The 12310-nt window shown below is 55.9% G+C and carries 9 protein-coding genes and 2 rRNA genes; 4 read left to right on the top strand and 7 right to left on the bottom strand.

Annotated elements, in window-relative coordinates; translation table 11 throughout:
- Positions 1-20 precede the first annotated feature (20 nt).
- Positions 21-623: an FMN-dependent NADH-azoreductase gene (locus H151_RS0112125; RefSeq protein WP_019961930.1), complete on the bottom strand. Its 603-nt coding sequence runs from the start codon at positions 621-623 to the stop codon at positions 21-23.
- Positions 624-788: 165 nt separating this feature from the next.
- Positions 789-2249, bottom strand: coding sequence for a M28 family peptidase (locus H151_RS16365; RefSeq protein ID WP_019961928.1), 1461 nt, complete (start codon positions 2247-2249; stop codon positions 789-791).
- 172 nt (positions 2250-2421) lie between these two features.
- Between H151_RS16365 and H151_RS0112110 the strand changes: the two genes are divergently transcribed.
- Both H151_RS0112110 and H151_RS0112105 read left to right on the top strand, forming a co-directional pair.
- On the top strand, positions 2422-3339 hold the full coding sequence (locus H151_RS0112110; protein ID WP_019961927.1) for an FkbM family methyltransferase: 918 nt from the start codon (positions 2422-2424) through the stop codon (positions 3337-3339).
- Positions 3340-3443: 104 nt separating this feature from the next.
- Positions 3444-4346, top strand: coding sequence for a pirin family protein (locus tag H151_RS0112105; protein WP_019961926.1), 903 nt, complete (start codon positions 3444-3446; stop codon positions 4344-4346).
- Positions 4347-4350: 4 nt separating this feature from the next.
- On the opposite strand, the gene H151_RS0112100 is transcribed toward H151_RS0112105, so the two are convergent.
- Positions 4351-4824: a BLUF domain-containing protein gene (locus tag H151_RS0112100; protein WP_019961925.1), complete on the bottom strand. Its 474-nt coding sequence runs from the start codon at positions 4822-4824 to the stop codon at positions 4351-4353.
- 109 nt (positions 4825-4933) lie between these two features.
- Between H151_RS0112100 and H151_RS16360 the strand changes: the two genes are divergently transcribed.
- A complete protein-coding gene (locus H151_RS16360; protein WP_019961924.1) occupies positions 4934-5995 on the top strand; it encodes an alpha/beta hydrolase family protein in 1062 nt (353 codons plus the stop codon).
- A 117-nt stretch (positions 5996-6112) separates the two neighbouring features.
- A complete protein-coding gene (locus H151_RS0112090; RefSeq protein ID WP_019961923.1) occupies positions 6113-7726 on the top strand; it encodes a phosphoenolpyruvate carboxykinase in 1614 nt (537 codons plus the stop codon).
- Between the two features lie 61 nt (positions 7727-7787).
- Here H151_RS0112090 and H151_RS0112085 read toward each other — a convergent pair whose 3' ends face one another.
- From H151_RS0112085 to H151_RS0112070, 4 genes are all read right to left on the bottom strand, one after another.
- Positions 7788-8276, bottom strand: coding sequence for an HPP family protein (locus tag H151_RS0112085; RefSeq protein ID WP_019961922.1), 489 nt, complete (start codon positions 8274-8276; stop codon positions 7788-7790).
- Between the two features lie 59 nt (positions 8277-8335).
- A complete protein-coding gene (locus tag H151_RS17185; protein WP_019961921.1) occupies positions 8336-8788 on the bottom strand; it encodes a BLUF domain-containing protein in 453 nt (150 codons plus the stop codon).
- Between the two features lie 292 nt (positions 8789-9080).
- Positions 9081-9195: ribosomal RNA gene (rrf, locus tag H151_RS0112075) — 5S ribosomal RNA — on the bottom strand.
- 135 nt (positions 9196-9330) lie between these two features.
- Positions 9331-12131 (bottom strand): 23S ribosomal RNA (locus tag H151_RS0112070).
- Between the last annotated feature and the right edge of the window lie 179 nt (positions 12132-12310).

Raw genomic sequence — 12310 nt, 5'->3', positions numbered from 1 at the left:
CCCCGCGGGGCCCTTTCCTCTTATGCCGCGTGGGCAAAAGCTTCGCGCACACCGCGATCAATCAAGGCCGCTCGCGCCTCAGGGCTCAAACGACCCCAGCCCGTGGCATCCACGAACGTCACATCCGTGATCCCGATATAGCCCAGAATGGCGCGCAGATAAGGGCTGGCAAAATCCATCGCACTGCCCAGCGGGGTTCCCCCCGAACCATAGGCAATGATCGCACGCTTACCAGTGAGATGGCCAACAGGGCCGTCGGCTTCATAATGGAAGGTGCGACGCGCACGCACGATTAAATCAATCCAGGCCTTCAAACTGGCAGGCAAGTTGAAGTTATAGACCGATACGCCAATCACCAGGGTATCGGCCGCCTCAATCTCTTCAATCAAGGTTTCAGACAAGGCCAGGGCCGCGATGTGCTCGGGCGTGCGGGCCTCCGCCGGGGTGAAATTGGCCCCCACCCAGGTGGCATCCACATAGGGTAAGTTTGATTTGGCCACATCGCGCTCCACCAGGGATGTATCCGGCTGAGCCATGGCGGCGATCAGCGCCTGCGCGCTGGCGCGCGTGATAGAGCCCTCATCGCGGGCGCTCGATGAAATATAAAGCAGATTTTGCGTCATCCTCGTCATCTCCCAAAATCGAAACCGCCTGGGGCGGCGTGTTGAGCGATACATGACAGCAATCCAGCAGAGATTTAAGAGCAAGAATTCGAACATCATTATGTCCAAAATGGAAAAAGCCCAACCAAAGGGCTGGGCTTTCCTTATGTCAAAGCGTGGCCTTACCTATTGAGAGGGCTGAGCTTGCTCGCCCTCCATGGGCTGGCGCCAATCGACATCCAGCTCTGCCGCCAGATACGTCATCATCGCCCACGCGGCGACATTCTGCGCCATCTCTTCCGGGACAATCTTATCCACCGTATCATTGGGGGTGTGGTGGAAGTCAAAATAGTCTTCACCATTTTGCGCCAGGCTGGCCATCGGCACACCCATATAATCCAAGGGGATCATGTCTGGGCCACCGCCGGAGTCATTATCACCACGCAAGATCCCTAATACTGCCAATTCGCGCCCGATCGCATCCATCGCGGGCAGAGCCGCCTCATTGACCTTGGTGCTGAATTGCCAAATCTCACGCGCCCCGAAATCAGACTCAGAGCCTAAAACGTGATCACGCACCGTGCCATCGGCCATGCGCGCAATGGCATAGGCGCGCGCGCCCACCAGGCCAACTTCTTCAGCCCCAAACAACACTACCCGAATGGTGCGGCGAGGATGGTGAGGCAGATCACCGATCAGCTTGGCCGCGGCCATGGTGATCGCCACCCCGGCCCCATCATCCAGCGCCCCTGTGCCATTATCCCAGCTGTCCAAATGGCCGCCAATGACCACGATTTCTTCAGGATGCTCACGCCCGACAATCTCACCGATGACATTGCCAGAGGTGACCTCACCGCGCCAACCGGCATAGGTTTTCAGCTTGATCTTCATCGTCTCGCCGCGCTCGGCAATGCGCTCAATCAAATCCGCATCCGGTGCAGAGACCGCCAGAATCGGCACATTGGGCCGGCGATCATCAGGAAAGCTGACCATGCCGGTATGGGCGAAGCGATTAGTATCGGTCCCGACCGAGCGGATCAAAACCCCGGCGGCACCACGATCTTCGGCAATGACCCAGCCCATACGCCGTTTACGATTGGCCGGGCCATAGCCCGCCCCGGTGCGCGAGGCGACCATGCGGTCATTGATAAAGACCAGCTTGCCGCGCACATTCGTGGCCGCGTCCTGCTCAAAATCATCGAAATTGGCATAGAAGACGACCTCGGCTTCCAGACCGGCTTCCGGCGTCGCCGCCGCCCCACCCAGTGAAATCGCATAGAGGGGTTGTGGGAAAGGCGCGGTGATCGCCACTTCTTCATAAATCGAATGGCCCCGCGTCCAGAGATCTAAGGGAAACTCCTCCACACGGACATTCTCAAAACCCAGCTCGCGCAGCTTAGCAACGCCCCATTCACGCGCACGCGCCTCTTGCGGGGTACCGGCCAGACGTGGGCCGACTTCAGTGGTGAGGCTGGTCACGATATCTAACGCCAGATCGCTCTCCAACGCGGTTTGGCTCAAACCTTGTGCAGTTTGACGCGTTTCAGCCGGAATGTCATAACGCTCTGAATTTTGAGCAAAAACTGGCGCTGCGCTTGCGCTTAGAGCCACAAGACCAATAAGGCCTGCGGATAAAACACCTCTCATAAGGATCTCCCCTTCCTTGTTATTTGTTACGGAATGTAGGATGTGTTGGAGAGATTGGAAACCAGGCAAACCGACCAAGACAAAGATGTGATCATCTTTACAGACAAATCACTTGCCATAGACGTCGGTCAACGCGCAGGGTTTCATGAATGATAAGGTAAAACAGACCTCCATGACTGACACTGTTCAAGATCACGACCGCGTTGAATTTGAAGACTTGGCGCTTCAGCCCGAGGGCGATCATCGCCCGCCTGCGCAACGCCGTGATGAACCCGCCTTTGGACAATACGCGCCCAATCCGGTGCAGAAAGTCGGTCTGGCCATTGGGCGCAGCCTACCAAAGGGCCGCGCAGGCTTACGCATGGCGGGCGCGGCGCGTCCCTTGGCCCTATTTGGGGTCAAAGACATCGCCGATGTGGAGGCGCTTGGCCTGAAGCTCCGCCTCCACCCCAAGGACAATCTCAGCGAAAAACGCCTGTTCATGACCCCGCAATGCTTTGATCCGGTGGAGCTGGCGGCGTTAAACGCGGCGTTGAAGCCCAAGTCCACCTTCATTGATATAGGGGCCAATGCCGGGGCCTATGCCCTGTTTGCGGCGCGCCATGGTGGGCCAAGCGTGCGGGTGATCGCGGTCGAGCCCCAGGGCGAGATGCGCGCGCGCATGGGCTTTAATGTCCAGGCCAATAAGCTCACCAATGTTGAAATTACCGGCGTTGCGCTATCTGATTATGAAGGCGAAAGCGTCATGCGCATGATCGGGCATAATAAGGGCGGGGCCGCGCTGTCAGATGGACAGGATAATCGCGGCGAAGCGGTCCGCGTCACCATGCTGCAAACCTTGCTGGACGAGATGAAGGTGCAAACCCTCACCGCCATGAAAATTGATGTCGAGGGCGGTGAGGTGCAAATCCTCTCGCCTTTCTTTGCAAAAGCGCCCAAAAGCCGCTGGCCGCGCATGATCATTTTAGAGCGCCCCGCGCTCAATGATCTCGACAGCGGCCATGATGCGCTGGCCTTATGTTGTTCAAAGGGCTATCGCGTGCGCATCGAAACCCGGATGAATGCCATCTTGGATCTGATTGAGGGCTAAGCGCCCTCTTTCCCCAGCTGAATAAGTCTCTTTCCTTAGGGCGGCTTGGCGCACCCTTAAAAGCATGAGACAACAGGCCATCCAACATCCCTGGAGGCCCTATCATGAGCGACATCCCCGCCCCGCTTCGCCATATCATTGCCGCGCGCAGCAAGGATTTGGGCGATCATTTCATGGTCGCGCGCGTTCTGCCCCATGCCAAACAGCGCCTGGTTGGTCCCTTTATTTTCTTCGATGAAATGGGCCCGGTGGATTTTGCCCCCGGTAAAGGCATTGATGTGCGCCCTCATCCGCATATTGGCCTGGCGACCGTCACCTATCTGTTCGCCGGCGAGATGGATCACCGCGATAGCCTGGGCATTCATGAGACGATTTATCCCGGCGATGTCAACTGGATGACCGCTGGATCCGGCATTGTCCATTCCGAACGCACCGGGGATGAGGCCCGCACCCACGGCCAGCATATTCACGGCATTCAAACCTGGGTCGCTCTTCCGCGTGAGCAGGAAACCATCGCGCCCGCCTTTCATCATCACGACGCGGCGGAGCTGCCCAGCCTGGACTTGGACGGGGTGGAATTGCGCCTGATCCTGGGCTCTGCCTATGGCGAGACCTCACCCGTTCAAACCTATTCCCCGATCTTTTATCTCCATGGTGAAATGCCCGAAGGCTCACACCTTGCGCTGCCTGAGGGCTATGAAGAGCGCGCGGTCTATGTCGTTTCTGGCCTCCTGACTTATGGCGAGGAAAGCCTCAAAACCGGTGAGATGGGCGTCATTGAACCGGGCGTCAGCCATGATCTGATCGCTCAAGAGCCCACACGCATCATGCTGCTGGGCGGTGCCCCCTTAGACGGCGAGCGCTTTATCGAGTGGAATTTCGTCGCCAGCGACAAAGCCCTCATCGAAAAGGCCAAAGCCGATTGGGCCGCCAGCGCCGAGGCGGGATTTAAAGACAGCGTCTTTACCCTGCCCCCGGATGAGCGCGAGCATATCCCCTATCCGTAAGCGCCTAGCCGGTGCGCACCTTACGATCTGAAAGATCTTGATCCGGGCGCGCCACGCGCACCAGATCCTTAAACACCGGCATCAAATAGGTCAGCATTTTTTGCGGATGAAGGGCGAGCAGTTTTTCCAAACTCATCGCGGTGCGCGGCGGCAGCCCGCCCTTCTCCTTCAAATAGTCAGGATGCAGGCTGACATAATCCAGCGCATCTTCCGGAAAGACTCGCTCAACATGATTGGCGCTTAAAACCACCTCCACCTCGCGGTGGCGCGGATCGGCTTTGATCTTCTTCATCACCGCCATGACCGAGACCTGGGGACCTTCAAGAAGATGAGTAATCGCACCCTTATGCAGCACCAAAGCCCCCGTTAACAAACGCCCCCGGTTGGACCGGCGCGCCTGATGCAATAAAGCAGGCATACTCGTTTCATCCAATTCGGCATTGGCTTTGGAGTGATAGATCAGGCGAAAATCGCTCATTGCAAACCCATGGCTTTTCCCCATAGAGCCAAAAGAGCGTTAACAAGGCTTTGGTCATCATTGAGCCCCATTTACCCGCCATCACGAAAGCAACTGATAGGGGGGATGCATGGTAAGAGCGCTGATCGGTGTGTTAGTTCTAGGTCTGGCTGTGGTCTGCGGCTTTATTCTGTGGCCTGCGTCCTATGAACGCCAAGATGTGATCATCCCCACCCCAGACGGCGATCTCGCTGCGGCGCTGATCCTGCCCGATCCCGGCGTGCCCCTGAAGGGCTGCGTCGTCTTCATTCATGGCGATGGCCCTTTAGCCGCCGAAGCCTATGGCTATTACGACCCTTTCTGGAGCGCGATGAGTGAGGCGGGCTATTGCGCGCTGAGCTGGGATAAGCCCGGCGTGGGTGATAGCGCGGGCCAATGGCTCGATGACAGCATGGCCAGCCGCGCCGCGCGCGTTGAAACCGCGATCGCTTGGCTGCGTGAAGAGACCGGGCTTAAGAACACCCAAATCCATCTGATCAGCTTTTCCCAAGGCGGCTGGGTCGCGCCCAAAGTCATGGCGCAAAACCCGTGTTTGGCCAGCTGGATCTCTGTGTCCAGCGCCATTAACTGGCAGGCTCAGGGCCAATATATGGGCCGGGTGCGCCGCGAAGAAGCCGGCCTTTCCCCCGCGCAGATCGAAGCTGAACTTGACGAAGGTGCCCGCCTGAATGCCCGCATGACCGAAGGGCTTAGCTATGAGAGTTATGTCGAGGAAGCCCTCGCGCGCGGTGAAACCCTCGATGAGCTTCCCAGCCGGGCGCAATGGGGCTTTTGGCTGCGCAATATCAAGAGCGATTCTCGGGCGGATCTCCACGCCCTGACCCAGCCCGTGCTGGCGCTGTTTGGCGATCATGATGCCAATGTCGATATTACCGACACTCAAGCGGTTTTTGATGACATCCTGGCGGACCGCGATGCGCCCTATCAAGCGCTGGTCTTTGAAAATGCCGAACATGGCCTGTTGCGCAGCCAGACCTTGGTCGCGTATCGCAATGACTGGCAAGCGATTAAGACCTTGATCGCCTTAAGGGTCCAGGGTCGTTCTGCATTTGCCGAGGGCGTCTTTCCCGCCATCCTTGACTGGCTAGACGCCCAAACAGAGCCCACCGCGTCTTCGCAGTGCAGCATGTAATTTTCCGTCTAGACCCGACTATTGTGCGTGATTATTCCCTCCGGCCCGCGTAATACTTGGCCTACCTTTTAAACGAGCCCATTAAGAGGCTCTCACCCAAGGTCTGGGGAGGATTGTATGCCAGATGGAATGACCGTAAACGCGGCCCTGAAAGATATGGGGCTGAGCGAACCCATTATTCACCTCAATTGGAATGAAGCGCGCCTTTATGAAGAGGCGGTGCGCCGCGGCGAAGGCGAGATCGCCAAAGGCGGTGCCCTGGTGGTGAAGACCGGCCAACATACCGGGCGCTCTGCGCGCGATAAATTCACCGTACGCGACAGCGAAACCGAAAACACCCTCTGGTGGGATTTCAATGAAGCGATGACACCCGCCCATTTTGACACGCTGTGGAATGATATGCGTGCGCATATGGAGGGCAAAGAGCTGTTCGTTCAGAACCTCTTTGGCGGTGCTGATCACGAACACCGCCTGCCCGTGCGCGTAGTGACAGAGCTGGCCTGGCATTCGCTCTTCATTCGCCACTTGCTGCGTCGGCCCAGCACCGATGAGCTTGTCGATTTCGATCCGCAATTCACCATCGTCAATCTGCCCAGCTTCAAAGCGGATCCGGCCAAGCATGGCACGCGTTCCGAAACCGTGATCGCGGTCAATTTCACCGCCCGCATGGTGCTGATCGGCGGAACTTCTTATGCCGGGGAAACCAAGAAATCAGTCTTCACGATTTTGAACTATCTCTTGCCCGCCAAAAAAATCATGCCCATGCATTGCTCGGTCAATGTCGGCGAAGACGGCGATTCCACGATCTTCTTTGGCCTTTCTGGTACGGGCAAAACCACGCTCTCTGCCGATCCTAAACGCGTTCTGGTTGGCGATGATGAGCATGGCTGGTCAGAGAACGGCCTCTTCAATTTTGAAGGCGGGTGTTATGCTAAAATGATCCGCCTGTCGAAAAAGGCCGAACCGCAAATCTATGCCACCACCCAAATGTGGGGCACGGTGTTGGAAAATGTCGTCATGGATCCGGTGACCCGGACCTTGGATCTCGATGACGCGCGTTTGGCGGAAAATTCACGCGGGGCCTATCCGCTCGACTATATCCCCAATTCCAGCAAGACCGGGACTTGCGGTGCGCCGCGCAATATCGTGATGCTGACCTGCGATGCCTTTGGGGTAATGCCCCCCATCGCCAAGCTGACCCCCGCCCAGGCCATGTATCACTTCCTGTCAGGCTATACGGCCAAAGTCGCCGGGACTGAAAAAGGCGTCACCGAGCCTTCGGCCACCTTCTCCACCTGCTTTGGTGCGCCCTTCATGCCGCGCCATCCGGCCGAGTATGGTGCCTTGCTGCGCGATCTCATCGCCGAGCATGATGTCGATTGCTGGCTGGTCAATACCGGCTGGACGGGCGGACCCTATGGCGTGGGGGAACGCATGCCGATCCAGGAAACCCGTAGGCTCTTAAATGCGGCGATTGATGGCAGCCTGGCCAAAGCCAGCTTCCGAGAAGATCCCGTCTTTGGCTTTTTGGTCCCTGACCATGTGGAAGGGGTTCATTCCTCCATCCTCAATCCACGTCGCACCTGGGATGATGCCAACGCGTATGACGCCCAGGCGGCCAAGCTCGCGGATATGTTCGTGGCGAATTTCGAAAAATTCGAAGCCCATGTCGCCCCTTATGTGCGCGCCGCCGCACCCAATTCGGGTCGGATCAGCGAACTGGCTGAGTGATATAGATACGTACCAAATAAAAAAGCCCGGGTCATCGCCCGGGCTTTTTTTATGCGCTCATTTAGGGCCTTGGCTTGGGATACACATGCCCTGTAAAGCGATGATAAGCGAAGGCTACAGCCACCAGGGCCACAGCGCCCAATCCGACAGGTAAGATCAGAAAACTCCACCCCGGTTGAAGCGCTAAGATGACCAAAGGATCGGCTCCGGCAGGGGGGTGGGTGACGCGCAATGCCGCCATCACGCCAATGGCAAGACCCACCCCTAAGGCCCCCGCCCACCACGCATCAGGCAACACCATCGCCAAGGCAAGACCAATCACGCTTGCCACCATATGGCCGCCGATGACATTCATCGGTTGGGATAAGGGGCTATCGGGGACCGAGAATAGCAACACACAGCTGGCCCCAAACGGCGCCATAATCAGGCTCCAGCCTGAAACCGCACTCAGTGCGCCAACGACGCCAATGGCGACAAGCCCACCCAAGCCAGCCAGGATGGCATGGCGCTGCGGCACAATCGGTTGATGACGATGGAAAAAAGATTTCATGATGAGCCCTATCGAAGTTCAGTTTCGATATAGAACCCACAATGTGACAAGACAACCCGCTAAGCTGCCGTTTCGTCCGCCTCTAACAGTGACAAAAGGGCCGTCAAAGGGGGGCGCAAAATCGGGGCAATCAACTCTTGATCATAGCTGATGATATGCTCAATTATTTCCAGGGTTTGATTATTAATACCATTGGGCTTGCCGACATCTTTAAGGCTCAAACTCAACCGCACCATACCATCATCGCCATAAAGACGCTCCGCCTCATCATCGCAATGGAGGTATTGCATATCTGAATGACGGCGGTCTTGCTTGATTTTGTCGAGAAGAATCATAACCGCAGGGCGTGGACCTTCTAAAATTTGGAAAAAACGTCCCTGCTCTAATAAGATAGCTCCAGAGATGCCCCGCGCCGCATTATAGCGCCGCGCATGCTCAACAAGCGCCTTAAAGTCTTTATCCTTAAAGCCGTCTTTGGCCAGCGATGTGTAGATATAGCGATATTCTGACACACTCGGCTCCTCAGTCTCGCTCTGACTTTAAGTAAAACCCTACCACGCCAATCTTTCAAAAAAAGCTGAACATTTTCTTGTGACCGGCATAAAGCTTACACCCTCTAAGACCAGAGCGCTTATGTCATCACGATAAGAGAAGAGGGTAAACGGTCGCATGACCATGTGCGCCATCGCTGCGCTGAGCCAGACCCGCAATGTTTCAAGATATAAACCAAAAAAAGCCGCCCCAAAGGGCGGCTTTTTTAAAACTGATCATCATATAGCATGTTTTTTTGTGTGTATGTTACGGACCGGGCGACGACCTACTCTCCCACATCTTAAGATGTAGTACCATCGGCGCAGAGGGTCTTAACGGCCGTGTTCGGGATGGGAACGGGTGGGGTCCCCTCGCTATAGCCACCCGGTCGGTGACATACACACAGTTTTTATCGAAGACATCTTTATCTGATGGTGATGTCAGGGGGTTAGCCTGACGTTTTGTTATGGGGGCTTATCTTTTTGTGTTCATGGGCGGATCGACCGCCGTTCATGAGCTTTTTAAGATCAAGCCGATCGAGCAATTAGTACTGGTTAGCTTCATGCATTGCTGCACTTCCACACCCAGCCTATCAACGTGGTGGTCTTCCACGGCTCTGATAGGGAAATCTAGTTTTGAGGTGGGCTTCCCGCTTAGATGCTTTCAGCGGTTATCCCTTCCGTACTTAGCTACCCTGCAATGCGGCTGGCGCCACAACAGGTCCACCAGAGGTACGTCCACCCCGGTCCTCTCGTACTAGGGGCAGCTCCTCTCAAATTTCCAACACCCACGGCAGATAGGGACCGAACTGTCTCACGACGTTCTAAACCCAGCTCACGTACCGCTTTAATTGGCGAACAGCCAAACCCTTGGGACCTGCTCCAGCCCCAGGATGCGATGAGCCGACATCGAGGTGCCAAACAATGCCGTCGATATGGACTCTTGGGCATCATCAGCCTGTTATCCCCGGCGTACCTTTTATCCGTTGAGCGATGGCCCTTCCACTCGGGACCACCGGATCACTATGACCGACTTTCGTCTCTGCTCGACCTGTCAGTCTTGCAGTCAGGCTGGCTTATGCCATTGCACTCAACGAGCGATGTCCGACCGCTCTGAGCCAACCTTCGCGCGCCTCCGTTACACTTTGGGAGGCGACCGCCCCAGTCAAACTACCCACCACGCAAGGTCCCGGACCCGGATAACGGGCCGCGGTTAGACGTCAATGAGGAATAGGGCGGTATTTCAAGGATGGCTCCATGGGAACTGGCGCTCCCACTTCAAAGCCTCCCGCCTATCCTACACAATTCGCCACTAACGCCATTGCGAAGCTATAGTAAAGGTGCACGGGGTCTTTCCGTCTGACCGCGGGAACCCCGCATCTTCACGGGGAATTCAATTTCGCTGAGTCTATGTTGGAGACAGTGGGGAAGTCGTTACGCCATTCGTGCAGGTCGGAACTTACCCGACAAGGAATTTCGCTACCTTAGGACCGTTATAGTTACGGCCGCCGTTTACCGGGGCTTCAATTCAGAGCTCTCACTCCTCCTTTTAACCTTCCGGCACCGGGCAGGCGTCAGACCCTATACGTCGTCTTGCGACTTCGCAGAGCCCTGTGTTTTTAGTAAACAGTCGCCACCCCCTGGTCTGTGCCCCTGGACACTGGTTGCCCAATGCCAGGCTCCCTTCTCGCGAACTTACGGGAGTAATTTGCCGAGTTCCTTCAACATAGTTCTCTCAAGCGCCTTGGTATTCTCTACCAGTCCACCTGTGTCGGTTTAGGGTACGGTCTCATGCGGGAGCTATTTCCAGGGACGCCTTGATTGCCCACCCAATCCAATAAGGATGGACAACTTCCAGAATCCGTCACTACCCGCTGGCCCAGGAATATTAACCTGGTTCCCATCGACTACGCCTTTCGGCCTCGCCTTAGGGGCCGGCTTACCCTGCGCTGATTAGCATTGCGCAGGAACCCTTGGACTTTCGGCGAGGGTGTCTCTCACACCCTTTATCGCTACTCATGTCAGCATTCTCACTTCTGATATCTCCAGATGCCCTCACGGGTCATCCTTCACAGACGTACAGAACGCTCCGCTACCGCTCTTTCGAGCCCGAAGCTTCGGTGCGTGGCTTAAGCCCCGTTACATTTTCCGCGCAGAAACGCTTGATCAGTGAGCTGTTACGCTTTCTTTAAAGGATGGCTGCTTCTAAGCCAACCTCCTGATTGTCAAAGCATTTCCACATCGTTTCCCACTTAGCCACGACTTGGGGACCTTAGCTGTCGGTCAGGGCTGTTTCCCTCTCCACTACGGACCTTAGCACCCGCAGTGTGTCTGCCAGACTGTACTCCTCGGTATTCGGAGTTTGGTTAGGTTTGGTAAGCCGTTGGGGCCCCCTAGCCCATCCAGTGCTCTACCCCCGAGGGTAATATCTGACGCTCTACCTAAATAGATTTCGCGGAGAACCAGCTATCTCCGAGTTTGATTAGCCTTTCACCCCTAGCCACACGTCATCCCGATCCTTTTCAACGGATGTGGGTTCGGCCCTCCAGTGCATGTTACTGCACCTTCAGCCTGCGCATGGCTAGATCACTCGGTTTCGGGTCTTATCCTACGAACTGTGCGCCCTATTCAGACTCGCTTTCGCTGCGCCTACACCTATCGGCTTAAGCTTGCTCGTAAGACAAAGTCGCTGACCCATTATACAAAAGGTACGCCGTCACCCGCATGGGGCTCCGACTGCTTGTAGGCGTCCGGTTTCAGGATCTGTTTCACTCCCCTCGTTGGGGTGCTTTTCACCTTTCCCTCACGGTACTGGTTCGCTATCGGTCAGTAAGGAGTACTTAGGCTTGGAGGGTGGTCCCCCCATGTTCAGACAGGATTTCACGTGTCCCGCCCTACTCAAGTCTTCTTTAATCGCATTCATCTACGGGGCTATCACCCGCTATGGCCGACCTTTCCAGATCGTTCGACTAACTCAAAAAGAAGCACTGGCCTGGCCCCCGTTCGCTCGCCACTACTAGGGGGGTCTCAATTGATGTCCTTTCCTCTGGGTACTTAGATGTTTCAGTTCCCCAGGTTTGCTTCTTATCCCTATGTATTCAGGATAAGATACCTTTCACGCACTGCGGTGATCGCCTGCCTAATTAATCAAACAAATGATTGCTCAGACAATCGACCGCCGCGGTCCGTAAAGGTGGGTTTCCCCATTCGGAGATTCTCGGATCAAAACCTGCTCGCGGTTCCCCGAGACTTATCGCAGCGTGCTACGTCCTTCATCGCCTCTTACTGCCAAGGCATCCACCAAACGCCCTTTAAACGCTTGATCTCAACAAAGCTCATGTACGGTGATCGCTCCGCCCTCCAGGATCGTGCAGGCCCTGGGGACATGAACGAGCCGTCATAAGCCCCTTCAGTCAGTTTGGATGTCTTCGATACCAACCTAAAAGTGTTCGGTTGGTAACATGCTATACAATGTCAATCATCTTCACGTCTTGATCCCCGCAA

Source organism: Woodsholea maritima DSM 17123, from assembly GCF_000382325.1.
Classification (GTDB): Bacteria; Pseudomonadota; Alphaproteobacteria; order Caulobacterales; family Maricaulaceae; genus Woodsholea; species Woodsholea maritima.
The sequence above is the reverse complement of the archived record's forward strand: the minus strand, read 5'-3'. Positions and strand labels throughout refer to the sequence as shown.